Origin of the sequence: Virgibacillus litoralis, from assembly GCF_017873675.1 — a bacterium.
Lineage (GTDB): Bacteria > Bacillota > Bacilli > Bacillales > Amphibacillaceae > Lentibacillus > Lentibacillus litoralis.
In genome coordinates this window covers 133,997-160,882 of the sequence record NZ_JAGGKK010000006.1, presented here as the reverse complement: position 1 = coordinate 160,882, position 26,886 = coordinate 133,997, and the positions used below count along the sequence as shown (strand labels likewise).

Below are 26,886 nucleotides of genomic sequence, written 5' to 3'. Positions count from 1 at the left end.
AAGTTAAAATGGCTTCTTGTATTAAGTATACCCAAAAAAGGGAAAAACAGCTTGGGACTTGACAGTTTTGTTCATATCAGCGGAACGAGGATCCGTCTCGCCCTTCCGAGAGTACCTTTTCTGCCATTTAGCGGAATGAGGATTCACTTCGACCTGTTTGACGGCGGATTCTTATCGTTACCATTCAAACGGCCTCTTTTTTACTTATCGAGCAAGGTTTTGACTCCCAAATATAGGATGGCAAGAGAAAAAACAATTACCGCAATTCCCCCTATTATTTGAAAGAAAGTGGCTATACCTGCAGTAATTACTGAAGATGTCGGTACGTTCGCAAGTGCAAAGCCAGCTAAAATACATGCCAAATATAGCAATACTGTTTGATGCATTAAAAATCCTCCCTTCGCTTACTGTATTGAGCAAGGAAAGACTCATTTCGTAATAAATGACAAAAAATGAGGTGAGACAGGTATTAATAGCACTGGAATGCTTGAATTCTATCTAAGTCTATGCCGTAGTAAACCCATCTGTTTCTGCTCCATCTGAAGCCAGCGATTGAATTTCTTCCTACAAAGACTGGGAAAAACCAAAAGGCATCCCGTCGTAGCCAGATATACGTGAACTGGAAAAGACAACGTCGAATTGCTCCTGGATCGATTGCATAAACGCCGAACTGCTGGGATTGCAAGGTTTGCGGTTGTGAAGGTGTAAATGATGGTGGTGGGCTACTAGGTGGACCGGCAGATGGTTGCCCACCCTGAAACCCTGGCGGCCCGCCGCCAGGCTGTCCCGGCGGTCCCCCGAATGGCGGTCCTCCACCTGGGGGGCCATATTGTTGTCCGCCGCCAGGAAATCCGGAAAATAAGCCGTCCAGCATCCCTTGAAAATTAAATTGCCTTTCATCTCCATATGGTGGTTGATTATAATTCATGATTTAATGTCCTCCTCTAAAAAGTCCTTCCTTTTACTATATGGGGATACGTCCAATTTTGTATGGGCAGCTGACAATGTTTAATAGTATTAAATAGTTGTGGATATTCAGTAAAATGTGCCCTTGTTAATAAGGCATAGTAGTGGTAAAATTATCCTGTTATTTTCGAATAAATAAGTTGGAGAGTGGTTTTTTTCCTCTTTTCAATTTGGTAAATATCTCTGTACTTCTTACGCAAGCTAATAACTAATGCTTGTGTTTATTTTTTCAAAGGAGATTTTTTGTATGGATAATGGTAATCAATCAACCAAATATGAGTATTTAGCTGAAGATCCCAATGTGAAAGTCATGCCTATTATGCTTTCTTTAATCATTGGGGCATTCTTCGCGATTTTAAATGAGACATTACTTAATATTGCACTGTCAACCTTAATGGACGAGTTCGGTATTACTGTAACTACTGTCCAATGGATGGCAACAGGGTTTTTGTTAGTAATGGGAGTTGTCACACCAGCATCGGCAGTATTATTGCAATGGTTTTCGACAAGGCAGTTATTTTTGGGAACGATGGTGATATTTTCGATTGGAACGGCGATTTGTGCTGCCGCTCCCACTTTTCCTGTTCTGCTGGCGGGCAGGTTAATTCAAGCGATTGGAACTGGGCTGCTTATACCCATCATTTTTAATGTCTTTTTATTAATATTCCCGCCAGCACGTCGTGGGAAAGTAATGGGCTTTGTCGGGCTTGTTATAATGTTCGCACCTGCAATTGGTCCAACACTATCAGGAGTAATAGTTGATCATTTGGGCTGGCGTTTTTTATTTATCACAGTAATTCCATTTGCACTATTTTCGATAGCGTTTGCCTATCGATATTTGATTAATGTATCAGAAGTTACCAAACCCAAAATAGATATTTTATCACTAATTTTTTCGACTGTTGGATTTGGTGGTATCGTGTTCGGTTTTAGTTCAGCAGGTGAAGGTGAGACCAGGTTTCTAAATCCTGTTGTGTTTGTTCCAATTGTCTCGGGAGTCGTGGCGCTGATATTGTTTTCAATAAGACAATTTAAACTAGAAGATCCGTTACTGAATCTACGGGTGTTTAGGTTCCCTATGTATTCACATGCAATTATCCTATTTATAATTATAATTATGGCGATGTTTTCTTCTGAGATTATCCTGCCAATGTATATGCAAGGACCGTTGGGAGTCACGCCAGCCACGGCTGGTTTAATCCTGCTGCCTGGTGCAATTCTGAATGGATTGATGTCACCTGTTATGGGGCATTTATTTGATAAGTTTGGACCCAGATTATTGCTAATACCCGCTTCAGCAGTGTTATGCGGAACGATGTTTATGATGAGCAGGCTGGATATGAATACACCGATATGGATGATTATTGTTGGGTATATCTTACTAATGCTTTCTGTCTCGGCTATGATGATGCCGGCTGAAACAAATGGCTTAAATCAGCTCCCTAAACATTTGTATCCGCATGGTACTGCAGTAATGACGACATTACAGCCTGTTGCAGGAGCGGTCGGAGTATCTGTATTCATCAGTATTATGAGTGCAAGACAAAATAGTTATCTAACACATGCTGCTGATCCAGGAAATCCTGTTACAATAAGTGAGTCTATGGTTGCGGGTGTTGAACTTGTATACTTTATAGCATTTGTGTTAGCTATCGTCGCCTTTATTATGGCGTTGTTTGTATATCGCGCGCAGCCGACAGAATTGGAAGATCTACCATCAAATAGTAAATAATCAAAAGCCGCTGTTCATTCGAATAGCGGTTTTGTATGTTTAACAGTGACATAACATTATTGTGATTTCTTTCCATCCTTTATTAGGTGAGTTGTAATCCAATCTCTGTGGAAAAATAATTAAGTGCTATGTAACCGCTGCGGAAATACACTTCGCTTTCCGTGGGCAACGCTTCAGCTTCCTCGGAAGCAAAAACCGCTTCCTGCGGGATCTTCAGCTGTTGCTGCGACGAGCAGGACGCTCTAGTGCCGGCGTTGGTCACAGGACGTGACCGGTTTTAGCCGGTTCCCACAGGAGTCTCCGTGAATTTCCTTCGCTGAATTTTGCTCACTTTACCCTAAAAGGATTTAAAACCATTTAAACCAGCAGTTGGAATATGCGAGACTCCTGTGGGACAGCGAATCCTAAGAGACCCCACAGGGAGCGTTCTTTGCGAGCGAGGAGGCTCGTGGTGAGCCCTAGGTGCGCGAGTATATTCCAGCTGCGAGGTAAGAGAGTCATACTAAATACTACGAATCGGTTATCCTTATAAAAACTAAAAAAGCTTTTAAAAATAAATATTGACTCTAACGTTGCGTGATACTTTATAGTGATAATTGAAGGGAGGTTACACTGATGAGAGTTAAGGAAGTTGCTGATTTGGTTGGAATTAGTGTGCGCACACTACATCATTATGATGCTATCGGATTGTTATCCCCAGAGGAAACAACCGAATCTGGCTATCGTATTTATTCAAACAATGATCTTGAGGTTTTACAGCAAATTTTATTTTTTAAAGAACTTGGCTTCCCTTTGAAAAAAATAAAAGAAATTATCTACAGTCCATCATTTGATCGGAAGGAGGCGCTTGAACTTCACCGTAAAATGCTCCTTGAGAAACGCAGCAGAATCGATAAAATGATTGCGACGATTGATAAAACCACGCAACACTCGAAAGGAGAAATTAATATGAGTAATAAAGAAAAGTTTGCAGGATTTGATTTCAGTCATAACCCATACGAACAAGAAGCACGTGATCGTTGGGGTGGCAAGGATGTCGATCAATCCAATGCGAAAATAAATAAGATGTCAAAAAATGAACAAAAAGCAATGGGTGAAGAATTTGATAGAATCTATCAAGAGCTTGCATCAATCCGTCATGAATCACCTGAATCGGATGAAGCACAAGCGGGTATTAAGGTCTGGTATGACTATTTGAACAAAATCGGAAACTATTCACTTGATGCATTCAAAGGACTTGGGCAAATGTATGTCGATGATGAACGTTTCACCAAGAACATCGATAAGTATGGTCAAGGTTTGTCAGTCTTCATGCGTGATGCCATGGCTGTGTATGCTGACAGAAATAAAAAGTAAGTCGGTTCTACTACTATAATCGGACCCCATCTTTAAAAGGTGGCATGAAATATTTAATTATTTATCTTATGCCACCTTTTGTATGTGAGAAACGATAGTATATATGAAAGTAAGGTTTATAAAATTTGAACAGCAGTTTTTATATCATTTGCCTTTGTCACAGCTGAAATAACCGCAACACCGTCAGCCCCGGCATTTATTACAGAAGCTGCATTTTGGGTGGTTATTCCACCAATTCCTACAATAGGAATGCTTGGAAACTGGTTTCGTAACACTTTAATCCATTCCACACCGACTGCTGACTTTGCGTCGGGTTTTGTGGATGTATTAAAAATTGGACCAGCACCAAGGTAATCGGCCATTTGAATCGGACTATTAGATACTTCGGTTGGATTCGATACAGAAAGGCCAATGATTTTATTAGGAAATCGTGCGCGTAGTTTTTCAACTGAAACATCATCCTGTCCAACATGGATTCCATCGGCTCCAAGAGGTTCAACAAGGTCGATATCATCATTGACGAAAAATGCTACTTTATGATGCGCACAAAGATGTCTCAATTTACTTCCTAACTCTAATTTATCATTTCCTTTTAATGATCCAGCTCCTTTTTCGCGAAATTGGAATGCTGTAATTCCAGCTTTTATCGCTAGTTCTAAAATAAAAGCTGGATCACGATCACAATTTTGACTGCCCATTATCAAATATTTTCTTAGATTCATCAATTAAGCTTCTCCAGTTTATCGACTTCAAATGATAATGCATCAATAAAATGAGGAAGGAAAGTCCCGGGTCCACTTACTTTTGAGTAGTCGGCAGCATATTCCGCAGCTAGTCCGTAAAACTCAACTGCAGTTAACACCTGCTGCTCGATTGGTTCATTTGTGGTTAAACATGCAGTTAGGATGGAACCAAGCAGACAGCCAGCACCAGTTATTTTGCCAAGAATCGGGTGCCCGGAATTGTTCGAAAGATATTCTTTTCCGGAGCAGATAACATCCGTTTCCCCTGTGACAACGGCAGTAGTTTGATAAGTATCGGCAGCTTTTAAAGCTATTTCCACAGAATTTCCATTACCTACCGATTCGACGCCCTTTGTTTGCCAGGGAATTTCTACGAGGTGTGCAATTTCGCCAGCATTTCCCTTGATGACGGTTGGCTGCACTGCATTCAGAATTTCTTTTACAACTGATGTCCGAAATGGTGTTGCCGCGACACCAACAGGATCAAGAACCACTGGTATTCCTTTATCATTAGCTGTTTTCCCTGCTGTGATTATTGCTGGAAGATCCTGAGCTGTTATAGTCCCAATGTTTAAAAGTACGCCATCCGCAATGGATGCCATGTCCTTCGCTTCCTCTTCAGCTTTAGCCATGACTGGTGTTCCGCCAAAGGATAACAAGCCATTTGCTGTAAAATTCATCACAACTTGATTTGTCAGATGGTGAATCAACGGACTTTGATCTCTAACTTTTTGAATTATATCTTTGTTCATTTACCTCACCCTTTCCATGTGTTGTGCCCAATGATTTGTCGGCCCACTTCCATGACCAAGTGAAAATGAATGACGGATTGCAGCAGTTACGTAATCTTTTGCTTTCTTAACGGCCTCTGGTAAAGAATCTCCCTGGCTTAAGTAGGCTGTAATGGCTGCTGAATAAGTACAGCCAGTTCCGTGCGTATTTTTTGTATCAATTCGTTTGGCTGAAAAAGTGTGTATCGAACTTCCGTCATATAAAAAATCAATGGCTTCACCTTGCAAATGGCCACCTTTAACCAAAGATGCACCTGCTCCAAATTCGTGAACTATTTGTTTCGCAGCCTTTTTCATGTTGTTCAGTGTTTCAATTTTTTCACCCGTAATAATTTCTGCCTCAGGGATATTTGGCGTTACTAACGATGTCAGTGGCAATAGATTCTTACGTAAGAAATCCCGGGCATTGCTTGCGATTAATGGATCGCCACTTGTTGCGACCATTACCGGGTCCATAACATAAGGGATGTTTAAACCGTTAATTCTTTGAGCAATAGCCTCCATCATGTCAATATTGGCGATCATACCAGTCTTAAATGCTTGAAATGGGATATCTGTAATAACGGAATCCAATTGTTGTTTAATCATTTCAACAGGGAGATGGTGCACATTCTGGACACCTGTTGTATTTTGGGCAACAACGGATGTAATGACTGACATTCCGTAAGTCTTCAGTTCCTGAAAGGTTTTTAAGTCTGCTTGAATTCCGGCTCCACCACTGGGGTCAGTACCAGCGATTGTAAGTGCACATGGAATGATTTTCATCGGCCAATCACCAGCTCTTTCATTGGCCAATCTTCACAAGTATAGGCCATTTCCCAAAAAGCCAGCTCTAATTGGCAGCTTTTACGGAATGCTTCTTTTATCTTTTTTTGTTCATCCCATGAAGTATGTTCAGCAAATTCATCCAAGCGGTTTCGCATTTCTGTGACAATCTTGCCAAATCGTTCATCGGCATAAAAGCTGATCCAGGGATAAAATGGATGATTCTTTTTTGGTTTATATTTGCTCATTAACTCTTGACCTATTTCCAAGTATGTCCATGGACAAGGAAGCAGAGCACTAATGGTTTCAGCTAAACCACCCGTTTGTGCGTGATACATCATATGCTTAATGTAATGATCAGCAGTTGGCGGAAGCGGGTGACCTTGGAGCTCCTCGTAGCCAATCCCTATATGGTCGCAAAAGTTATGATGTGGGTGGTTTTCACTATTTAAAACAAATTGAATTTGTTCACCGAAGAAGCGGATGTCCTCGCGCTTATCAGATTTGGAAAGAGCAATTCCATAAATTCGCATAAATGCATTCAAATACTCAAAATCTGCTTTAATATAATGCGCAATAGAATCGTTCGGGACATCTTTTTTTCCAATACCATCGACAAATGGGTGATTAAATATTGCTTGAAAAATATCTTGGTTCTCATCTCTTAATTGTCGTGTGAATGACATAACAAAGCCTCCAATGATTTAGGAAGCTACTAGGGGATAAAAGTAGATTACTAGAGGTACAGAATGCGGCCCTCAACTACTTCCCTGCGCAGGCATTATCCAGATCAGGTTTCAAGGGACAAGGAATATTTCCGTTTCTCAGCCAGTACAGCGCCCCTAGTAGTTTTTCCTATATTTTATTTTGAACTAGTCTTTCCTGATTAACACGTGAAATAACAAACCAGCCTATCAATGCTCCAGTAACACTGCTAATAAGAAACGATGGTATAAAGAACAATGCACCAGCTGAACTACCCACCAATAGCTTAGCAAAGGGAACAGCAAAAAGTGCTCCGATGACCCCGGTACCAATTGCCTCTCCCACAGCAGCCATGGCTTTTTTATGAGTCTTCTGAAATAAGTATCCAGCTAGAAATGCTCCAATCATGCCGCCGGGAAACGCCAGTAATGTACCAAGTCCAAGCATGTTGCGGAGCAGTCCAATCATAAATGCAATACCGACCGCAGGACCAGGGCCAAGTGTTACTGCGGCCATGACATTGACGGCATGCTGGACAGGATAGGCTTTTGCGACGCCTGCTGGAAACCAAAGTAACTGTGCACCCAATGTACCTATTGCCACAAAGACTGCCATTGTCGTAAGTAATCGAGTTCGGTTCAATCAAATCCTCCTTTCCATGAAAGGGGCGCAGAACAAAAGCGCAAGCGCCTGTTCAGTGCCGTATGGACTGGACTGACCCGTGTAAGATAAAGGAAATACGAAGAGCGTAGCGATTCGATATTGACTTATCGTAGACACGGGGAGGGAAGTCCACTAGGCGCTTGGCGCTGGAGCTGGACGTGGCTGATACTGTAGTTCAGTCATCCACAGTGCTCCATTTTATAACTTCCTAGACAACGAAAAAAGCCAGATCCATTAATGGACCTGGCTTGAAATAGCTGATATAAGTAAGTATATCGTCAGTCTACTTCCCTCCGCTGGTATTAACCAGATCAGGTCCGTAAGAGTCAGAAAGCTAATACGTGCTTTCCTCTCAGCCCTCGATTTTGGGCACCCCTAGTAGTAATTTTTAAAATATTATGTTTTCAATTTAAGGATAACAAAAGAAATCACTTTTGTCATGGTTTATTTCAGGTTCATGAATGTAGTGAAGAAAGTCATGTTTCTAGATCAACGGCTTCCTGTATTAATGCTGAAAATTCATTGGGCTGTATATCATCGAGTTGCTTAACTCTGATATGACGCATTTTTTTGCCAGTTCCTTCAAGCAGGTTATCCTTATCCTTGAGTGCGGCACCGAAGTAGAAACCCAGATTAACATGATTCTTGGCAGTCTGAAGATAGCATACAAGACCATTCTCAATATAACATGGCTTTCCCCATTTCATTTCTTCAGTTATATTGGGGGACGTTTGAAAAATAAGCTCTCGTAGGCTTTCGGTAATTTCCTTTGTATGGTCATTTAAACTTTCAATGAATTGATCTACTTCTTTCGTTTGGATTGGTTCCATGCTTTCTGACTCTCCTTTTATATTATTGTTCTTACGTAACTGTAGTAAGCGGACACAGGATACGTTTTTTCTGCAAAAAAGTGCTTTTTTTGTAATATGCGGTCATCAGATACCTTATTTCACATATATCTAAGGAAAAAGGGCTGTTTTTGTCAAATAAGGGCTTTGGTGTCCACTAAAGTAATCTTAGGCAGTATAACCTGTTATTATGATACTCGTCCTTTGTATGTTTTTCACCAAAATGATATCAAATCCCTTTAATTTCAGAGTAATTATATTAAAATTATATCTATATTAAGAATCGGGGTGGATTTTTTTGGAACAAAATAACGAATATTTGTCGAATCGGATTATTGAATGGGTAGTAGATAATGTCGATTCGAATGCAGTAGTGGAATCGGTTAGTCGACTGAAAGGAAGTACCTCATCCACGTTACATAGCATCACACTAAAGGTGGGTCAGTCAGTAAAAAGGTATGTTGTCAGGCAATTTGATAATAAGGAATGGCTTGCGGAAGAACCGGATTTGGTTTTGCATGAAAAGGAAAGTTTACTTATGGCTGCTAAAACAGGTGTTACGACTCCACAAGTTGTCGCCTCCGATGAAACTGGAGAAAAATGTGGAATTCCAGCAATTCTCATGACGAAACTTGAAGGTGCTGTAGAATTAAAACCTGCCAATATGGATGAGTGGCTAACTGGATTGGCGAAAGGGCTTGAGAAAATTCATGCAGTTGAAGCGAGTGACTTTCCATATCAGCATTATAGCTATAATGACATATCAACGTTTAAGGTGCCAGGCTGGTCGAAGGAGCCGAAAACATGGGAAAGTGCTATTAATATCTTAACAGGGCCTCGACCAAAGACGACAGATTGCTTCATTCACCGAGACTATCATCCAGCCAATGTTTTATGGAATGAAGGCTCAGTTAGTGGAGTGGTAGATTGGGTGAATGGCTGCAGAGGCCCCCGCGGAGTTGATGTCGGACATTGCAGAGTGAACCTGGCCATGCTATATGGTGTTGAAACAGCAGATGGTTTTCTGAAGGCATATCAGCAACAGGCAGGTTCTTGTTTTACCTATAATCGGTATTGGGACTTGCTTTCTTTGAGTGATATGCTAGTTGGGCCTCCTGAGGTGTATCCTGGGTGGGAAGCATTCGGTGTATCAGGATTAACAAATGATATGATGAAAAAACGATTGGATAAATACGTTGTGAGTCTAATAAATCAAGATAGTTGAGGCAACCGAACATTTTTCGCCAAGTTTTGTATAAAAGAAACATTTGTCCATTTCATTCTTGCTATTTTTCATATTATATAAATGTAGTACCAAAATTAATAGAATGGAGGTATTTGATGAAACTTTATTTAGATCCAGGTCATGGTGGATCAGATCCTGGGGCGCAAGGGAATGGATTACAGGAAAAGGATGTAAACCTGGATATAGCGCTTAGAATTCGTGAAAAAGTAATCAATGGATACGATAATGTTGAAGTTGAGATGAGCCGTACTAGTGATACCTTTAAAAGTTTAGCCCAGCGGACAAATGAGGCTAATGCTTGGGGTGCCGACTATTATTTGTCTATTCACTGTAATGCATTTGATGGTACTGCTCAAGGGTATGAGGACTATATTCACAGTAGCTTATCCGACTCGTCCACAACAGCAGGTTACCAGGATATTATCCATGCAGAAGTTATTAAAGTTAATCAACTGCGAGACCGTGGGCAGAAAAAAGCAAACTTCCACGTATTACGTGAAACGACTATGTCAGCATTATTAACAGAAAATGGGTTTATCGATAACGCACATGATGGTGCTTTGTTAAAAAAATCATCATGGCGTGAAAGGGTTGCCCAAGGTCATGTGAATGGATTAGCACGAGCGTTTAATCTTCAGCCAAAACAAGACGGTTCCGGAACAATTTATAAGGTAATTGCTGGTTCGTTTAAATCAAAAGAAAATGCAGAAGAAAGGTCGGACTTTCTTCAATCAAACAGCATTGAAGCTTTTGTTTATTCCACCACTATTTCCAATGAACTCTGGTATCGTGTTCAGGCTGGTGCTTTTTCAAGCAGAGAAAATGCAGAAAGACGTTTAGAGGAAGTCAAAAATGCAGGAATTGACGATGCCTATATTATTTCGGAGAGTACCGATTCCAATCAAGATGATATTACTGGCTATTCCATATTAGGTCAGACGTTTCAATCACCACAACACATGAATATGTATGTTAATGAAATTAATCCTGACGCAATCGAGTTAGGTAATTATTATTTAACCTTTGGAGAGTATTATGGAGTTAGAGGAGACGTTGCTTTTGCCCAAGCTATGCATGAAACAGACTTTCTCCGATTTACTGGGGTCGTACAACCTGATCAGAACAACTTTTGTGGACTAGGGGCAACAGGGCCAGATAAACCCGGTGCAAGCTTTGATACGCCAAGAGAAGGAGTGCTAGCCCATATACAACATTTATATGCCTATGCATCGACTAACTCATTGCCGGATGCGTATCCATTAGTTGATCCTCGTTTTGATTTAGTAGACAGGGGATCTGCTTCAACATGGGCTGGTTTAAATGGAAAGTGGGCTGTGCCAGGTGACAATTATGGGAAATCTATTTTAAATCTATATGAGCGAATGATAGATAGTACGATGCAAAGTTTGGAAGAAACCCTGCAAAAGATAGAAAGTTAACTTCACAATTCACTGGTTATTTGCCTTTTTCATCATTTTCTGTACCAATTCATTATTACCTCTCTTAGTAAATTACGTATTATATCGTGTCACGTAAATATTAAGAGAGGATGAAATTATCATGCTAGGCTTTTCTATAGTTCAAATGGTTCGGCGAATGGGACATAAATTTGATAAAGATTTACGCCGACAACTAATTCAATTTTATCACCCTTTTCGTTCAGTTCCATGTTTCTTACACCGACCTTTAGAATATATTAGAAAAAAGGCAAAGAGGTTACCTGTAGTTATTGAGTTTGAGATAGATACGTTTGAGGCTGGCATTAATGATGTAAAAAGTGCTAAGTGCCCCCATATTAAACAATTTCCTTCCATATCATGTTGTTCCACCAAACTATCAATTGAAAAAATAGAATATTTAACTGAAAACTGTAATCACATTAAAAAGTTTTATCATGATAAAAAAGTTACCACGTTGTTAGATAAAGCCACACCGGCTATTAATTCTGATCAGTTGAAGCAGTCTGGCTTAACCGGAAAAGGTGTCAACATTTCTGTTATTGATACGGGAATATACCCACACAATGATTTAGAGGGGAGGATTATCGCCTTTAAAGATTTTGTTAAAAACAATACGAACCCATATGATGATAATGGACATGGTACTCATTGTGCAGGAGATGCGGCAGGTAACGGGCTTTTGTCTGATGGAATTTATCAAGGACCAGCACCAGATTCTAACTTAATTGGCGTAAAAGTATTAAATAAAATGGGGTCTGGTTCACTTTCTACAGTCATAGCCGGAATTGATTGGTGTATTCAAAATAAATCGCAATTTAGCATTGATGTACTATCGTTATCTCTTGGCTCACCTGCAGAACAATCTGCAGAAGAGGACCCTGTTGTAAAAGCAGTTGAAGCTGCGTGGGATAATGGTATGGTTGTTTGTGTAGCCGCTGGAAACTCAGGGCCATCTGCGGAATCGGTCGGGAGCCCGGGAATTAGTCCTAAAGTAATTACAGTAGGTGCTGCCAACGATAGTAATACAGTTAATCGTTCTGATGATTTGATAGCGGATTTCTCAAGTCGCGGTCCAACAATTGATGGTCTGTTGAAGCCGGATTTATTAACGCCCGGTGTAAATATTATCTCTCTGCGATCACCCGGATCTTTTCTCGATAAAACAAATTCAGGGTCACGAGTAGGTACTAACTATTTTTCCTTATCAGGAACCTCAATGGCTACACCAATATGTGCAGGTGTAGTTGCACAATTACTCCAAAAAGAACCGAATCTACCCCCGGACTTAGTTAAGGAACGACTTATAAATTCTTGTGTTGATTTAGGACAATCCCCCAATGTTCAAGGTCATGGCTATCTGAATGCTGCTAATTTAATAGAATAGTCACTGAAGCATACAAGCCTTCGATTGTTGGCTTATTTTTTTGGCAGATAAGAAATCACTATGGCTGCTGAATGCGCAGCACCCATCTATCATGAAAATTATTTTTCATTTAGCAAATTTGAGGTTAGCGGACACCAGCGACCTTATTTGGCAAAAATCCACGAAAATGGTGGTGTATGCGGACACCAAGGACCTTATTTCACACAAATACAGTTAAATAACCTGATATATGTATAATAAGGGCTACTGTGTCCGGATAATTCGAGAAAGTAGCTTTTAAATAGAAATAGCGTCTCCTGTGTCCGCTAAAATCAAGTTATATACAAAAGTATAACTCCTTTCTTACTGCATAAGTGCACCTAAAGATTTCGCCATTAAGGCTTGGCACGATAAGCCAAGTTTTCTAAATTTAATTTAGGGTTTGTCGAATTCTAGCAGATAAATGTTATGATAAAAGTTAGAATGTATAATGTTATATGGTAAGGTAGTACATGGTAATTAGAATAATCCATTCAAATTACTGCATAGAATAAGTGAAGTCAAAAATGGGGAGGGTTTGTTATGAATCGGACAGGAGAAATTGTATTAACGATTGTTGGTGCATTAATCTATATGCTGTTTGCTGGAGTAGGTATATTTGCAGCTTGGCTATTTAACAATGAGCAAGTCTTGAATGAGGCTTCGGATGAAATAATGCAACAACCTGGAATGGGAACGGGTGATATGCAGGCTATGCTGGAAGTCCTTCAAGGTGGAGGATTAGTACTAGCGGTTGTTTCAATCATTGCATTGGTTTTAGGTATTATTTCAATCATATTGGTAAAAGGCGATAAGAAACCGAAAGCAGCAGGAATTATTTTGATTGTAACGTCTGTACTTGCAGCAATTATAACAGTAGGCGCCGGAATATTTAGCGGGATATTTTATCTAGTCGCTGGAATTATGTGTCTGGCACGAAAGGAACAAAAACCAATAACAATGGAATAGAAAGTAGTAAAGAGTAGCCATTAAGGTTACTCTTTTTCAACCAGGAAGATTTATTTTTTAGCCTTACTTGCTCATCCAATTCAACTTGTCATTTCCTTTATCGTGTATAATTATTTTATAAGGTTCTTCCTTAAGCAGTGATAATTCTTCTCTTTTTATATCGATTATTTCATGTACGTACATTTTAATTTGCTTTGCCTTTATATTCGACGTCCATCCTTTTGATAAAGAGGTTTTAATTGTTATCTGTAAGGGAGCGGGGTTGAACGAATGAGTATAACCGGTAACTTTATCAAAATTTTTGTTTGTTTCTTCCCGTATTGATCCCAGAATAGGATACCATTTCTCTTCTGTTAACTGTGCTTCAGTTCTTTTTTCGACTTTTACATTATAATCCACTTTTTTCTTTGAATAGATAGTATTATGGATAAGTTTTTCGATAGCTTTTTTGTTTTTGCTAAAGTTTTCCTCTGATTCATCAATTGTTATTTCAATGGTCGGGTTGGGCTTAGTCATAATGTTCATCCCGCTGTGTTTGTAACCTTTTTCTTGTAATATTTCGCTGGTAATTTCAAATATATCCTGCGAGAGTTGTCTCCTTTCTTTGGCTTCTTCACTTATCTCTTCTTCTTTCATTCTCTGTACTTTTACTGTAACTTCCACCTTGCCTAGTTGGTTGGATTTAGCAATATCTTTAATAATCTGTTTCATTTCTTTGCTAGAATCACTTTTGTTCTTTACATGAAGCGTTAGTTGTTTTGGTTTAGAAGAAAAGAGAGAAACGCTTGGAATTGAAACATTACCTTCATATCCCTCTTCTCTAAACTTTTCATAAACCTGCATACGGAATTTCCGAATCGCTTCCTTTTGTTTTTCTGTTTCCTTCATACTTTTTTTAATGCTATCTCGCAAGCTTTCAGCAATCACTTTTTCATTATTGGCATTATAACTGACTGTAAAGGTAAAAATGATGACTATTAATATTACTCCTGCCCCTAAAATTCCCTTTCTTTTCATTTGTCGTCCTCCATTTAGTTTTTAACTGCTTTAAACGTATGTACTTGGTTTATTCAAATATGCACCAGGCGAAAGGGAGGATGCGTGGAATGGGTGATTTTAACTGTCTGTTTTTAACTAATTACTGCTAAAATAGTAAGAGTTTACTATAAATTTACAAATACTTATTTGTATCCTTCCATATTAAAAGTGTACCAGAGTCACAATTTTGTCACAATATCCTATTAATGGAGAGTACCAATGAAAAATCCTGCTAATATGCCGATAAATAAATGGTTCAGGTATATTCTGTAAACAATGATAGGGAGATCCGTATGCGGTAAGCACGGTTCTATGAGGAGTTGAGGAGCACGCCCACATAATTTGGGGTGCGCTCCCGCATACTCGACTGGGAAACAGCTAAAGCCGGTCACGTCCTGTTCGTCGTAGCACTCATTTTTTTTAATAGATGGATGCAAAGTTACGTAGCAGTTTAACTCAAGTACGCATTAGTTACAGCCATTGAAGATGAATTCCTTTTAAACATCCTAGCCTGGCATCTTCCGGTTTAATGCTTATGAAGTCCACTCTCCATGAACGATTGCGACTAGTTTTCTGCTGCCATCCATATCTTCAAAAACGAGAGTTAAGCTCTCCCAAGCCAATTCTTCTTTTCCATTTTGGTAAAATTCAACCGTTTGTGCATTCGGAAAAACTTCACGAATGTTATTTAACATGGTTCCGCGATTTTTTAGATTGTTTACATTAACTTCATCCGCATTAGAAAAGGCAGATGCGTTAACATATTCATCAAAGTATTCTCTCGGTGTCAGCTCAATTGGTTTTCCGCTGCCATCCTGGGTTCCCCATTCATAAACGGTGTTATCTTCTAGTAATTTAGTGATCTCATCCTGTGAAAATGTGACAGCATTTGATTTAACGTATACATAAGGAGAGAACAGTAATCCTTTTTCAGGATGGACCTGATTTGCTAGTGCCTCCATATTTTCATTCGCCAATAGAGTGAGAACTTTATTTGCCTGTTCTTTTAGACTTGGTTTCTTCTCGTTATTTGTTTTATATTTTTCAGTAAAGAATTCACTAGTAAATTGGTTCAATTGTTTTTCATCAATTTTATATTGTTTACCGTCAATCGTGGTAATATTTTCACCTGTAAAAGTCATGGTAGTTACTTTTTCATTATCATTATTATAAAGCGTGATGGTTTTTTCAAAAACTGAGCTTTCTTGAGTTGTTTTTTTATAATTCATGGACCCTATAGTCTCGTGGAAATTATCGATTACTTTTTGGTCTGATGATGAATACAAACTACCTTCAGTTGCTCCTTCAATAACTGAAATCTCCCCTTTGACGATATCATTATACGTATGCATTACTGCTTGCTGGTTATTGGTATTCGTGGATGAGAATATTAACAGGAAGAATAAAAAACCAGCTGCAACTGCCCCGAATATAGCTGCATATTTTTTGATTGAGAATGAATTATTTGAATTCATAATTGCATGGTGAATTTCATTCCGTTTTCGCTTGCTCAGGTCAGGTTTTGGCATATCCTTAAGAAGATCTTCTAATTCATTCTGATCTTGTTTACTCATTATAGTAGCACCTCCTTAAAGCTTCGTGTAGAGCTATTATTGCACGATGCTGTGTAGATCGGACTTTGCTTTTGCTCCATTTAAGTACATCGGCTGTTTCAGCTATGGATAGTTCTTTAATCCCTCTGAGAATAATCACATCCTGGTAGTTTGACTTTAATTGTTTAATGGCCCGGTAAATGGTCTGGTGCTCCTCTTCATGGTCAAGAATAGATTGTGGTGAAATAGTTGTTTCTGGTTCATTTGTTTTCTCTAAAGGTATGTGGCTCATCCACTTTCTGACCTTACGTTTCCTAATCTCATCGACAGCAACATTTCTGGCTATACTGAAGAGCCAGGTTTTTGGGTTTGATTTTTCCTGGTAACTGTTAAATCCTCTCAATGCCTTTATGAATACCTCCTGAAGTAAGTCTTCTGCATCGACTGGACCTATACGATAAATTAAAAAATGATAGATATCATTGCCATATTTCTCAAACCAATCCGAGATTATCTCTTTGTTGTCCAAAACTCCTCACCTCCGCGACTCTATTTATTAGACGTAATTTAATTTATTCCATCGCATTTTTTACAAGAAAAATTTTAAAATCGAGTAATTTGTAGGTTATTAGACATGTTATCTGAGTGGGTATTTTTAACTGTTTTTACCTAATCACTGTTGAAATAGTAAGAATTTACTATAAATTTACAAAATCTTAATTGTATCCTCTTATTTAATATGCCATATTAAAAGTGTGCCACAGTCACAATTGTGTCACAATATCATATTAATGGAGGGTACCAATGAAAAATTCGACTGTGAAGAAGATGCTGAATTTGCTTCTTATTTTCACGCTAGTGTTCATGAATTATTCTACGATCCTAGTGAAAGCGGAAAGTAATGAGGTAGTGGCAGAGGACTTATTCATCTCAGAGTATATTGAAGGAAGTTCGTATAACAAGGCAATCGAGATTTATAATGGTACAGGCGATCCAGTAGATTTATCAAATTACGAATTGGAATTGTATAGTAATGGTGCTACAGAAGCAAGTCAGTCGGTACAGCTATCAGGTACTTTGGAACATAATGATGTATTTGTTGTTGCCCATTCAAGTGCTGATGCAGAAATTTTATCCCAGACGGACTTGGAAAGCTCTGCGATAGCTAATTTTAATGGTGACGATGCATTTGTGTTAAAAAAGAATGATAGTGCAATGGATGTATTAGGTGACATTGGAACTGATAGTGATTATGCAAAAGACATCACATTAGTAAGAGATGCATCTGTTACACAGGCAAGCTCATCATACAATGAGGCAGAATGGTCAGATTATGCGAAAGATACATTTGCATATCTTGGGAGTCACACTATGGACGGTGCCGGTGGGGAAGACCCGCCTACAGACCCAGGTGATCCTGGTGAGGAATATTCTATTGCTGATGCTCGTGAGCTAAGTGATGGAACTGCAGTAACAGTAGAAGGGATAGTAACGGTTAATAATAATGCAATAAGTAATGGCGCACAATTTTCAACATACATACAAGACGAGACAGGCGGCATTAATCTTTTTGCATTCGAACAAGGTGAAATTCCTGACCTTGCTAAAGGGGATAGAGTCCGAGTTTCTGGTGAACTAGATTCATATAATGGCTTAAAAGAAGTTATCCCGACTTCAATTGAAGTAGTAGAGAGCGGACAGGAATTACCGCAAGCACAATCTGTCACATTAGCTGATCTTCAGGATTCTGCTGTTGCCGAATCCTATGAAGGGGAATTAGTTCAGCTTACAGGATTTATTAATGATGTCCCTGGTAGTCCTGCAGGTGGCGGATATAATGTTTCGTTGATTGATTCGGACTTCAATGGAACAACGCTCAGGGTGATGGAGAATGCCCTTGATATTTCATTGGTAGAGGAAGATATGTGGTATAACGTTACGGCAATTGTCAGCCAGTATAATTCGTATCAGTTAATACCAACTGAACAAACGGATATTCAATTGGCTGATGAACAACCGGAACCGCCATCAGCAGCAGGTGTTTATGAATCTACTGTTGAGAGTGTTGTAGATGGCGATACGATTCATTTACAAACACCAGTCCTTGGTGGGACAAAGGTGCGTTTTCTGAATATGGACACAGCTGAAACATACGCAGCTCATAATGACGATCCTGCCAGAGATGAGATAAACGCAAATCAGAAAGCCTTTGGTGAAGAAGCGAAAGCATATATGAATGAACTTATTCAGCCAGGTGATGAGGTTCTTGTTAGAATAGGTGAGGAACCAACTGATGATTATGGCAGATTGCTGGCAGAAGTTATTCGTCAGGAAGATGGTATGAATATCAACCTGGAGATGGTACGGGAAGGGTTAGCATCAACCTATTTTATCGCGCCATATAATGAGGAGGTATATCCGACATATCAGGATGCGGTGAAAGAAGCGAAAGATGCTGGTCTTGGTATTTGGAATCCGGAAGATCCATTGCTGGAATTACCATTTGAATTCCGGGCAAACGATGATCAAAAAGGATTTTTAAGATATGTTGGTAATTCCGATACAATGGAGTACGTTATGCCTGAAAATTGGGCTGAAGTTCCAGTAGAAAAAAGAGTATTCTTTGCAAGTGAAGAAGAGGCAGAATCGTATGGCTATACATTTGTCGGTGGCGATGATGGCTCAACTGAAAATTTATCGGTTCAGTTATTAAGCATGAATGACCTGCATGGAAAAATTGATCAGGAATATGAGCTTGACCCAGACGGTGATGGAACATTCAGTACTTACGGTAAAATGGATTATACTGCTGCGGCTATTGAAGCACGGGAGCAAACAAATCCAAATACGCTGATTGTTCATGCCGGTGATATGATTGGTGGTAGTTCACCAGTATCAGGTTTGCTTCAGGATGAACCAACTGTCGAGATTATGGAAGAAATCGGATTTGATGTCGGTACAGTAGGAAACCATGAATTTGATGAAGGGACAGACGAACTACTACGCATGGTAAATGGCGGAGAACATCCAGAAGGCTTAGGTACCGATAACTATGATGGAATGAACTTCCCGTTACTATGTGCAAATTGTGTTTACAAGGATTCTGGTGACACTGTCTTGCCCCCACATTATGTAGAGGAAGTTGATGGTGAAAAAATTGGATTCGTTGGTGTTATCACACAGGAAGCCGCTGGAATGGTAATGCCTGCAGGGATTCAGGATATCGAGTTCACAAATGCAACTGAGGCTGTGAACGAATCTGTCGCAGAACTTAAAGCACAAGGTGTGAAATCAATTGTGCTGCTGTCACACATTCCAGGTGAACAGAATGGTGATACGGTGACAGGTCAGGTTGCAGACTTAGCGAATGCGGTTGATGATGAGGTTGATGTTATTTACGCTGCACATAACCATTTGGTTAACAATGGTGTCGTGGATAACAAACTAATTGTTCAAGCATCCGAATATGGAAAAGCGTTCTCAGACGTTGACCTGGAGATTGACCGCACGACAGGTGACATTGTAAAAAAAGAAGCAGAAGTTGTTTTTGTAGATCAAAGCAAGGTAACCCCTGATCCAGCAGTGACTGGGATTCTGGATAAATATGCAAATCAGATCGCACCAATTATGAATGAAGTAATAGGCTACAATGCAACAGACTTAACGGGTGATTATTCCAATGATGGCGATCATGGTCTAGGGAACCTAATTGCTGACGGAATGAATGCCCAAATGGATAGTGATTTTGCGATGATGAATGGTGGCGGAATCCGAGATGACCTACTAGCCGGTGAAGTTACCTGGGGAGATCTATATAACATCCAGCCATTTGGCAATACACTGATGATGTTTGAGATAAAGGGTGCAGATCTTTACCCGATTATTGAGGCACAGCTTTCATCAGTTTATGGTCCTGACTACAGTATAAGCGGATTTCATTATACCTGGGATCCTGAAACAAGTTCGGTTGTTGACGTGACATTGCCTGATGGATCACCAGTTGATATGGATAAAACATATACCCTGACGGTAAATAATTATATGGGTACGTCAACAGGATCTAAATACGCACCAATTGGAGAATTGGGTGAAAATCCAGTAATGGGTCCATCCGACCTTGATGCAACAGTAAACTTTGTCGAGAGCCTGAACAGCTCTGAAGCAGATCCGTTTGAATATGGACCTGAAGGACGTATTACAGAGGGAACAGCTGAAGAAGATCCACCTGAAGTTGTTGTTGCACCAAAGGATAACAATGGCACAGCAACAGTTCATACGGAGGATTTAGAGGCTCTTGATGCCGGTGTTCGAGTTGTTATTGACATTCAAAATGATAAAAAGCCAAGGAAATTGTTACTGAATAAAAAACAGGTGGATATTTTGAAAGATAAAGAAGTAACATTGATCGTTACCAATGGTGAAAAATCTGCTGAGTTTATTATGCAGGAATTCTCAGGTAAGGTGCTGAAGGTTAGTTTGCATGACAGTAACGGAAAAGGCTTTAAAAAACACTAGCGAAACACTTAATATATCAAAGCAAAAACGCATTGACGATGTCGATGCGTTTTTGTTCGCCTATAAGTTGTTTATAGGTGGAGTTAGTGTCTGGGTTCGCTTTGCATAGTGTGACTCATCGGAGGAATGAGAGCTCAAAATCAGTTTGGAGTGCGTGAAACGGTCACTCATTGAGGTAATGAATGCTCGAACTCAGTTTGAAAAGCGTAATACGCGTACTCATCGGAGTAATGAGAGCGCGAATTTAGTTTGGGAGGCGTGAAAGGTGTCCTCATTAGGGTTATGAGAGCGCAAATATAGTTTGGAAAGTGCGAAACAGGTCTTCATCGGAGTAATGAGAGCGCGAACTAAGTTTGGAGTGCGTGAAACGCGCACTCATTGGAGTAATGAGAGCTCAAAATCAGTTTGGAGTGCGCGAAACGGGTCCTCATTAGTGTTATGAGGACTCGAAATCTATTTAAATTGCGTAAAATTGTAACTCATTAGGGTTATGAGAATCCAGGAAGTTACAGAATCCTGGCCATGGCACTTATCCATGTGTCTGAAGCAATTGATGAAAACTTCCTGAAAGATAGCTTCTGTCATTCCACGATCTTTTACAAAAGAGTAGGCAAGCAGATATACTTTTTCTGAATGGGCTGTTATCAGTTCATCTAATTGAGGCATCGGCATTAAAACATGTCGAATGCCAAGTTTTCTAAAAAGGTGTTTCTCCAATGAAAATGATAGAATATAAGCGGACGATATTATGACGGAGGTAGTTATGCAAAAGTTCACGGCTGATGTAATAGACATTATATCAAACATACCAAGTGGAAAAGTAATGACATATGGACAGATTGCTAGACTGGCTGGCAGCCCTAGAGGAGCAAGGCAGGTATCTCGAATCCTGCATTCCATGAGCAGAAAATATAACCTTCCTTGGCACCGGGTTATAAATGCCCAAGGGGAGATTAGTATTAAAGACGAGGAGTTATACAATGTTCAGAAACTATCACTCGAAAGTGAAGGTATTTTATTAAATGGAAATACAGTTGATTTAGGGGAGTATCAGCATTAAAGTGCAAAATATGTAATTTTCAAATTTACAACTGCAGGTGCTTTCCGTTATATTATAAACAGTTAGCTCTAGATTTAAAGGGAGCGTGGAAAATGAGAGATTATCAGGTGCAAGACAATGATCATCGTTATAAGATTGCAAATCGCGAGGCATTAATAGGGGTTGGACTGGTTATTTTTAATTTTGTTTGGTGGTTCGCATTTGCATATGGATTAGGTGGGAAAGACCCGTCTGAGTATTCATATGTAATGGGGTTTCCTGCATGGTTCTTTTACAGTTGTGTGCTTGGATTTGTAGTAATGGCAGTATTGGTGACGATAATTGTCAAAAAATGGTTCGTGGATACACCCTTTGATGACGAGGAGCAAGACGAATGAACTGGCAGGCGTTAATACCGTTAATTGGTCTGTTACTGATAATTTTTGGTGTGGGTATATGGGCAGGAAAGTATATAAAGTCATCAAATACATTTCTGCATGAGTACTTCCTTGGTGGACGGAACATGGGCGGCTTCGTTTTAGCAATGACGATGACTGCTACCTATGGAAGTGCAAGCAGTTTTATTGGTGGTCCTGGTGTAGCATATAATGAAGGTCTTGGCTGGGTATTATTGGCAATGTCTCAGGTTGCAACTGGGTATTTTGTTTTAATGATACTAGGCAAAAAATTTGCGATTGTTACCCGTAAATATAATGCGGTAACGATGGTGGACTTTTTGAAAGAACGCTATAAATCTAAATGGGTTGTCTTACTTTCTGCATTCAGCATTATTATATTTCTATTTTCAGCGATGGCAGCCCAATGGATTGGCGGTGCTCGGTTAATTGAGTCACTTGTTGGTATTTCGTACACGAGTGCATTGTTTATTTTCGCGCTGTCAGTACTGATTTATGTGACCATCGGTGGATTCAGAGCAGTTGCATTAACGGATGCGATTCAAGGAACAATCATGTTTATTGGAACGCTTATATTACTTATTGCGGTTGTGATTGCCGGGGGCGGGATTCCCGCTATTATGACAGATCTCAGTGCAGAGAATCCAAATTTGATTACCCCATTTGGAGCAGATGGCAGTCTCACGCCTACATATGTTTCATCTTTTTGGATTCTTGTCGGTGTCGGTGTTGTTGCCTTACCGCAAATCGCTGTCCGGGCAATGTCCTACAAGAATGCCCGTTCCATGCATCGTGCCCTGATTATCGGAACAATTGTTGTCGGCTTTATTATGCTGAATATGCATTTAATCGGCGTATTTGCCCGCCCGGTTTTACCAGGGATTGAAGTGGGTGATAAGGTAATGCCGCTGATTGCGCTGGAGGTTTTACCGAACTGGCTCGCGGGCGTTGTTTTGGCGGCACCAATGGCAGCAATTATGTCGACAGTAGATTCACTATTGCTGCTTGTTAGTTCATCAATAGTTAAGGATCTATACTTAAATTATGTCAGGCCTGACGCATCACATGTTAAGGTTAAACGGTTGAGTATTGGAATTACTGCTGTATTAGGAATTATTATTTTTATAATGGCATTAAACCCGCCAGATTTAATAATATGGTTAAATTTATTTGCGTTTGGTGGACTGGAAGCAGCATTTATTTGGCCAATTGTGATGGGGCTCTACTGGAAGAAAGGAAATAAATATGGTGCGCTTGCTTCAATGGTTGTTGGGGTAGGCCTATATATCTTATCAGAATCATTCTTCCCTCAACCACTGGGACTTCATTCGGTTGTGTTGCCGATTGTATTGTCGTTCGTTGCGTATGTTGTGGCTAGCCTGAGTACTCAAAATAGACATATTTAATTGTTTTGCGCTTTCGATGAATTCGGGAGCGCTTTTATTCTTTAAGCCTTAAGATGGAGCACGAATCAATCTAAGGCAGGTTTCTTGAAAAAATATTTTAGCTAAACTAGAGTTACTAATAGAGAAGATAGAGGTGGAAATAATGAAGGAAGGGAAGACAGTTGGTAAGGTTATTGACAGCGTTATACATGGCGGCAGAAAAGCGGTTTACAAAGAAGTTATCACACAAAAAGATACGATTGATAATGTCGCTAAGTTAAAAGAGTTGAACATTTCAACTTCTGAAGCATCCGTTAACATTAGTACCCATAAAGATAAGCGAGTAGATCTGTTGCTGGAAACATATGAGGGTGGACCGGAATTAATAATAGATCACTTTGAGGACAGTCTGAACATATCGGCAAAAGGATCAAAAACGTATAAGTCCTTTAATACTCCTCCCTGCATGCTTCATATTGTTGTTCCCAGTGAGATTTCTGGAAATTGGAGTATCATTTCATGTTCGGGAGACGTTTCTGCAGGAAATCTAATATCCGATTCATTCGATATTAGAACAAGTTCTGGCGAATTAAATCTTGCTAATTTAGAAGCGCAAAAACTACATTTAAAGACATCATCCGGCAAAATAACCGCCAGTGATATCGATGTAAGTGAGACTTACTTTGAAACTTCATCTGGAGAGGCAGCATTCTATGGAATAAAGGGTGATTTTAATGGTTCAACGAGTTCAGGAGATGTTACTGTGATGAATTTTCAAGGAGAAAATTTTCATGTTGTTACTTCTTCCGGAAAGATACAGCATAGTAATGGCATTGTTGAAGATATGAGTCTAAACACTTCGTCTGGCAATATACAAGCGGATAGTCTAAAGGGCGAAAAAGTGGTGCTTCACGCAAATTCTGGTGATATTAAATGTACTCGTTTTACAGGAGATGCTAAAGGCTACACGATATCGGGGGATATATTGTTGTCACTTCTAGATGAAAGCTCGCTTGATATTGAGTCATTTAGTGGAGATATAACATTGCTTGCTGGAAAAGTAAATTTGAATGCAACTGTCCAAGTTAGTACTGGTTCAGGAGATATTTTTAATAAGCTATCATTAATGAGTGTTAAAAAACATTTAGATAATCAATTAGAGGGAGTTGTTGGAGAGGGTGCAAATCCTATCTCGCTAAAAGCGGGATCAGGTGATGTGATAATTTCCTAGATGTAAGAGAAAACCGAGCTTGGTCAATCAAGCTCGGTTTGTTGCTCACTGTCTTTCTTTGCAAAGGATATAAAATAATCCAATGAATCCTCATTACTTAATGAGCCTTTATTTACCACTTTATCCACTGGCTTACCCATCAAGATTTTTTTGACCGGAATCTCCAGCTTTTTACCGTTTAATGTTGTCGGTAATTCAGGTACTTCGTATATTCCAGTTGGAACATGACGTGGTGAACAGTGTTTTTTGATTTCGTTTTTAATGGTTTTTTTAATAGAATCTGTTAACTCCTCGCCTTCTTTCATGGTGACAAATAATGGTGTGCTTGAGTCACCATTGTTGGCAGGGATATCTACTATTAAGCTATCAGCTACTTGTTTCACATGATCAACAGCACGATATATCTCGCTCGTACCGATCCGAATCCCTCCGCGGTTAATTGTTGCGTCCGACCGTCCATAAATAACACATGTGTGTCGGTTGGTAATTTTCAGGTAATCCCCATGACGCCAGATTCCTGGGAATACCTCAAAATAGCTGTCATGTAAGCGGCTGCCATCCTCATCATTCCAAAAATAGATTGGCATTGATGGGAAAGGTTCCGTTAAAACCAGTTCGCCAACTTCTTCTGTTTGCGGCTTTCCTTCATCGCTAAAGCTTTCAATTTTGGCACCAAGTCCTCGACATTGAAGCTCACCGGCATACACCGGCTCAGTCGGAATTCCAAGGATAAATGCTGTACAAACATCTGTACCGCCGCTAGCAGATGCAATCCACAGGTCCTCTTTGACATTGTCATAGCACCATTGGAATCCTTCAGGTGGCAAAGGTGAACCTGTTGAGCTGATATTCTTCAACTGGCTCAAATCAAATTCTTCACCAGGAGTAAGCCCATCATCCTTCATGCATGCAGTAATGTAGCTTGCGCTTGTACCAAAGACAGTCATTCCTGTATCTTCAGCAAATTTCCACAGCATTTTTTTATCCGGGTAGCCTGGATTCCCATCATACAAAATAATCGTACTGCCTGTAAGAAGCCCGCCAACAAGGTAGTTCCACATCATCCAGCCTGTTGTAGTAAACCAGAAGAACCGGTCTTCTTTTCCAAGGTCGGCATGGAATGTAAGTGCTTTTAAATGTTCGAGTAAAATGCCACCTTGACTCTGGACGATTGGTTTTGGCTTACCTGTTGTTCCTGATGAAAATAATACCCATAATGGGTCATTGAATGGTACATGCTCGTATGTGAGCGTATGCTGCTTACTGGTTTGAACTGCGTCATTCCAGAGCGTTACATTTTTTAGATGACTAAAACTGGAGTTTTCATTTAAATAAGGTATTCCAATTGTCGCTTCTAACGTTGGAATCTCTGCTTGTATATTTTCTACAACTTCTGTCCGATCGAATTCTTTCCCGCTATAGCTGTATCCGTCAACGGTAATCATTACTTTTGGTTCGATTTGCTTAAAGCGATCGATGACACTTTGTGTACCAAAGTCAGGTGATGCACTCGACCAAACTGCCCCAAGACTTGCAGTTGCTAGAAATGCAACGACTGATTCATAGATGTTGGCTACATAGGCAACAACACGATCCCCTTTTGTTACGCCAAAATCTTTAAGGGTTTGCTGTAGTGCAGCAGTTTCCTGGTAAAGCTGCTTCCAGGTTATTTCTGCATTTTCCCTTGTTTCTGAGGAGTGGATGATTGCTGGTTTATTTTCATCCCGATTCCTGAAAATATGTTCGGTATAATTGATTGTCGCCTCTGGAAACCATTTAGCCCCAGGCATATTGTGTGAGGTTAATACCGTTTGGTAAGGTTGTTCCGCTTGAAGATCGAAATACTCAAAGATCGATTCCCAAAATAACTCCAGCTCATGAACAGACCATTTCCAAAGTGAATGATAGTCGTTAAAATGCAGGTTTTTATGTTGTTTTAACCATTTCATATAATCATAGATATTTGATTGCTGTTTACGTTTTTCATCTGGTTCCCACAACAGGGTTCCCTCTTTAATTTCACTCATCATACCCCTCCTTGATTGAACAGTCACTAACCCTAT

Annotated in this window: 23 protein-coding genes and 2 riboswitches; of the genes, 11 read left to right on the top strand and 12 right to left on the bottom strand. The window is 39.7% G+C overall.

Features of this window, described 5'->3' with window-relative positions:
• Positions 1-200: 200 nt before the first annotated feature.
• A complete protein-coding gene (locus J2Z82_RS07520) occupies positions 201-386 on the bottom strand; it encodes a hypothetical protein (RefSeq protein WP_092494054.1) in 186 nt (61 codons plus the stop codon).
• 83 nt (positions 387-469) lie between these two features.
• Positions 470-928, bottom strand: a complete 459-nt coding sequence (locus tag J2Z82_RS07515) for a hypothetical protein (RefSeq protein WP_209480167.1) — start codon at positions 926-928, stop codon at positions 470-472.
• A gap of 285 nt (positions 929-1,213) precedes the next feature.
• Between J2Z82_RS07515 and J2Z82_RS07510 the strand changes: the two genes are divergently transcribed.
• Positions 1,214-2,698 carry an MDR family MFS transporter gene (locus J2Z82_RS07510; protein WP_209480166.1) on the top strand — a complete coding sequence of 495 codons (1,485 nt, stop codon included), beginning with the start codon at positions 1,214-1,216 and terminating at the stop codon, positions 2,696-2,698.
• A gap of 615 nt (positions 2,699-3,313) precedes the next feature.
• Complete coding sequence (locus J2Z82_RS07505; RefSeq protein WP_209480165.1) at positions 3,314-4,054, top strand: MerR family transcriptional regulator; 741 nt, start codon at positions 3,314-3,316, stop codon at positions 4,052-4,054.
• A gap of 116 nt (positions 4,055-4,170) precedes the next feature.
• Here J2Z82_RS07505 and thiE read toward each other — a convergent pair whose 3' ends face one another.
• The 6 genes from thiE to J2Z82_RS07475 form a co-directional block, all read right to left on the bottom strand.
• Positions 4,171-4,776 carry a thiamine phosphate synthase gene (thiE, locus tag J2Z82_RS07500; protein WP_209480164.1) on the bottom strand — a complete coding sequence of 202 codons (606 nt, stop codon included), beginning with the start codon at positions 4,774-4,776 and terminating at the stop codon, positions 4,171-4,173.
• Positions 4,776-5,549: a hydroxyethylthiazole kinase gene (thiM, locus tag J2Z82_RS07495; protein ID WP_209480163.1), complete on the bottom strand. Its 774-nt coding sequence runs from the start codon at positions 5,547-5,549 to the stop codon at positions 4,776-4,778. The genes thiE and thiM overlap by 1 nt, the downstream gene beginning before the upstream one ends.
• A complete protein-coding gene (gene thiD / locus J2Z82_RS07490; protein WP_209480162.1) occupies positions 5,550-6,353 on the bottom strand; it encodes a bifunctional hydroxymethylpyrimidine kinase/phosphomethylpyrimidine kinase in 804 nt (267 codons plus the stop codon).
• Positions 6,350-7,039 (bottom strand): thiaminase II, encoded by a 690-nt coding sequence (tenA, locus tag J2Z82_RS07485; protein WP_209480161.1) that lies wholly within the window; start codon positions 7,037-7,039, stop codon positions 6,350-6,352. The genes thiD and tenA overlap by 4 nt, the downstream gene beginning before the upstream one ends.
• Positions 7,040-7,103: 64 nt before the next feature.
• Positions 7,104-7,207: riboswitch (TPP riboswitch) on the bottom strand.
• A 1-nt stretch (position 7,208) separates the two neighbouring features.
• Complete coding sequence (thiW, locus tag J2Z82_RS07480) at positions 7,209-7,700, bottom strand: energy coupling factor transporter S component ThiW (RefSeq protein ID WP_209480160.1); 492 nt, start codon at positions 7,698-7,700, stop codon at positions 7,209-7,211.
• Positions 7,701-7,992: 292 nt separating this feature from the next.
• Positions 7,993-8,108, bottom strand: a riboswitch (TPP riboswitch).
• 89 nt (positions 8,109-8,197) lie between these two features.
• Positions 8,198-8,551, bottom strand: a complete 354-nt coding sequence (locus tag J2Z82_RS07475; protein ID WP_209480159.1) for a DUF1801 domain-containing protein — start codon at positions 8,549-8,551, stop codon at positions 8,198-8,200.
• 316 nt (positions 8,552-8,867) lie between these two features.
• Between J2Z82_RS07475 and J2Z82_RS07470 the strand changes: the two genes are divergently transcribed.
• The 4 genes from J2Z82_RS07470 to J2Z82_RS07455 all read left to right on the top strand — a co-directional run bounded on the left by J2Z82_RS07470 (position 8,868) and on the right by J2Z82_RS07455 (position 13,646).
• Complete coding sequence (locus J2Z82_RS07470) at positions 8,868-9,794, top strand: aminoglycoside phosphotransferase family protein (RefSeq protein WP_209480158.1); 927 nt, start codon at positions 8,868-8,870, stop codon at positions 9,792-9,794.
• Between the two features lie 116 nt (positions 9,795-9,910).
• Complete coding sequence (locus tag J2Z82_RS07465; RefSeq protein WP_245251194.1) at positions 9,911-11,254, top strand: N-acetylmuramoyl-L-alanine amidase; 1,344 nt, start codon at positions 9,911-9,913, stop codon at positions 11,252-11,254.
• A 121-nt stretch (positions 11,255-11,375) separates the two neighbouring features.
• Positions 11,376-12,659, top strand: a complete 1,284-nt coding sequence (locus J2Z82_RS07460) for a S8 family peptidase (RefSeq protein ID WP_209480156.1) — start codon at positions 11,376-11,378, stop codon at positions 12,657-12,659.
• 561 nt (positions 12,660-13,220) lie between these two features.
• Positions 13,221-13,646: a DUF4064 domain-containing protein gene (locus J2Z82_RS07455; protein WP_209480155.1), complete on the top strand. Its 426-nt coding sequence runs from the start codon at positions 13,221-13,223 to the stop codon at positions 13,644-13,646.
• Between the two features lie 63 nt (positions 13,647-13,709).
• Here J2Z82_RS07455 and J2Z82_RS07450 read toward each other — a convergent pair whose 3' ends face one another.
• The 3 genes from J2Z82_RS07450 to J2Z82_RS07440 form a co-directional block, all read right to left on the bottom strand.
• Complete coding sequence (locus tag J2Z82_RS07450) at positions 13,710-14,663, bottom strand: hypothetical protein (protein ID WP_209480154.1); 954 nt, start codon at positions 14,661-14,663, stop codon at positions 13,710-13,712.
• A 554-nt stretch (positions 14,664-15,217) separates the two neighbouring features.
• Positions 15,218-16,258: a hypothetical protein gene (locus tag J2Z82_RS07445; protein ID WP_209480153.1), complete on the bottom strand. Its 1,041-nt coding sequence runs from the start codon at positions 16,256-16,258 to the stop codon at positions 15,218-15,220.
• Complete coding sequence (locus tag J2Z82_RS07440) at positions 16,251-16,766, bottom strand: RNA polymerase sigma factor (protein ID WP_209480152.1); 516 nt, start codon at positions 16,764-16,766, stop codon at positions 16,251-16,253. The genes J2Z82_RS07445 and J2Z82_RS07440 overlap by 8 nt, the downstream gene beginning before the upstream one ends.
• 275 nt (positions 16,767-17,041) lie before the next feature.
• On the opposite strand from J2Z82_RS07440, the gene J2Z82_RS07435 reads away from it, so the two are divergent.
• The 5 genes from J2Z82_RS07435 to J2Z82_RS07415 all read left to right on the top strand — a co-directional run bounded on the left by J2Z82_RS07435 (position 17,042) and on the right by J2Z82_RS07415 (position 24,823).
• Entirely contained in the window at positions 17,042-20,752 is a 3,711-nt protein-coding gene (locus J2Z82_RS07435; RefSeq protein WP_209480151.1) for a 5'-nucleotidase C-terminal domain-containing protein, read from the top strand.
• Between the two features lie 763 nt (positions 20,753-21,515).
• Positions 21,516-21,812 (top strand): MGMT family protein, encoded by a 297-nt coding sequence (locus J2Z82_RS07430; RefSeq protein WP_209480150.1) that lies wholly within the window; start codon positions 21,516-21,518, stop codon positions 21,810-21,812.
• Between the two features lie 92 nt (positions 21,813-21,904).
• The gene (locus tag J2Z82_RS07425) at positions 21,905-22,189 is read left to right on the top strand and encodes a YhdT family protein (RefSeq protein WP_209480149.1); all 285 of its coding nucleotides are present in this window, start codon (positions 21,905-21,907) and stop codon (positions 22,187-22,189) included.
• Positions 22,186-23,613: a sodium/pantothenate symporter gene (gene panF, locus J2Z82_RS07420; protein WP_209480148.1), complete on the top strand. Its 1,428-nt coding sequence runs from the start codon at positions 22,186-22,188 to the stop codon at positions 23,611-23,613. The genes J2Z82_RS07425 and panF overlap by 4 nt, the downstream gene beginning before the upstream one ends.
• A 142-nt stretch (positions 23,614-23,755) precedes the next feature.
• On the top strand, positions 23,756-24,823 hold the full coding sequence (locus J2Z82_RS07415) for a DUF4097 family beta strand repeat-containing protein (RefSeq protein WP_209480147.1): 1,068 nt from the start codon (positions 23,756-23,758) through the stop codon (positions 24,821-24,823).
• A gap of 23 nt (positions 24,824-24,846) precedes the next feature.
• Here J2Z82_RS07415 and J2Z82_RS07410 read toward each other — a convergent pair whose 3' ends face one another.
• Entirely contained in the window at positions 24,847-26,850 is a 2,004-nt protein-coding gene (locus tag J2Z82_RS07410) for an acetoacetate--CoA ligase (RefSeq protein WP_209480146.1), read from the bottom strand.
• Positions 26,851-26,886: the final 36 nt, after the last annotated feature.

Bases quoted from the DNA above. Each gene is read 5' to 3' on its own strand.
- J2Z82_RS07520 (WP_092494054.1), bottom strand. From the start codon at position 386: ATGCATCAAACAGTATTGCTATATTTGGCATGTATTTTAGCTGGCTTT.
- J2Z82_RS07515 (WP_209480167.1), bottom strand. From the start codon at position 928: ATGAATTATAATCAACCACCATATGGAGATGAAAGGCAATTTAATTTT.
- J2Z82_RS07510 (WP_209480166.1), top strand. From the start codon at position 1,214: ATGGATAATGGTAATCAATCAACCAAATATGAGTATTTAGCTGAAGAT.
- J2Z82_RS07505 (WP_209480165.1), top strand. From the start codon at position 3,314: ATGAGAGTTAAGGAAGTTGCTGATTTGGTTGGAATTAGTGTGCGCACA.
- thiE (WP_209480164.1), bottom strand. From the start codon at position 4,776: ATGAATCTAAGAAAATATTTGATAATGGGCAGTCAAAATTGTGATCGT.
- thiM (WP_209480163.1), bottom strand. From the start codon at position 5,549: ATGAACAAAGATATAATTCAAAAAGTTAGAGATCAAAGTCCGTTGATT.
- thiD (WP_209480162.1), bottom strand. From the start codon at position 6,353: ATGAAAATCATTCCATGTGCACTTACAATCGCTGGTACTGACCCCAGT.
- tenA (WP_209480161.1), bottom strand. From the start codon at position 7,039: ATGTCATTCACACGACAATTAAGAGATGAGAACCAAGATATTTTTCAA.
- J2Z82_RS07475 (WP_209480159.1), bottom strand. From the start codon at position 8,551: ATGGAACCAATCCAAACGAAAGAAGTAGATCAATTCATTGAAAGTTTA.
- J2Z82_RS07465 (WP_245251194.1), top strand. From the start codon at position 9,911: ATGAAACTTTATTTAGATCCAGGTCATGGTGGATCAGATCCTGGGGCG.
- J2Z82_RS07460 (WP_209480156.1), top strand. From the start codon at position 11,376: ATGCTAGGCTTTTCTATAGTTCAAATGGTTCGGCGAATGGGACATAAA.
- J2Z82_RS07455 (WP_209480155.1), top strand. From the start codon at position 13,221: ATGAATCGGACAGGAGAAATTGTATTAACGATTGTTGGTGCATTAATC.
- J2Z82_RS07450 (WP_209480154.1), bottom strand. From the start codon at position 14,663: ATGAAAAGAAAGGGAATTTTAGGGGCAGGAGTAATATTAATAGTCATC.
- J2Z82_RS07445 (WP_209480153.1), bottom strand. From the start codon at position 16,258: ATGAGTAAACAAGATCAGAATGAATTAGAAGATCTTCTTAAGGATATG.
- J2Z82_RS07435 (WP_209480151.1), top strand. From the start codon at position 17,042: ATGAAAAATTCGACTGTGAAGAAGATGCTGAATTTGCTTCTTATTTTC.
- J2Z82_RS07430 (WP_209480150.1), top strand. From the start codon at position 21,516: ATGCAAAAGTTCACGGCTGATGTAATAGACATTATATCAAACATACCA.
- J2Z82_RS07425 (WP_209480149.1), top strand. From the start codon at position 21,905: ATGAGAGATTATCAGGTGCAAGACAATGATCATCGTTATAAGATTGCA.
- panF (WP_209480148.1), top strand. From the start codon at position 22,186: ATGAACTGGCAGGCGTTAATACCGTTAATTGGTCTGTTACTGATAATT.
- J2Z82_RS07415 (WP_209480147.1), top strand. From the start codon at position 23,756: ATGAAGGAAGGGAAGACAGTTGGTAAGGTTATTGACAGCGTTATACAT.
- J2Z82_RS07410 (WP_209480146.1), bottom strand. From the start codon at position 26,850: ATGAGTGAAATTAAAGAGGGAACCCTGTTGTGGGAACCAGATGAAAAA.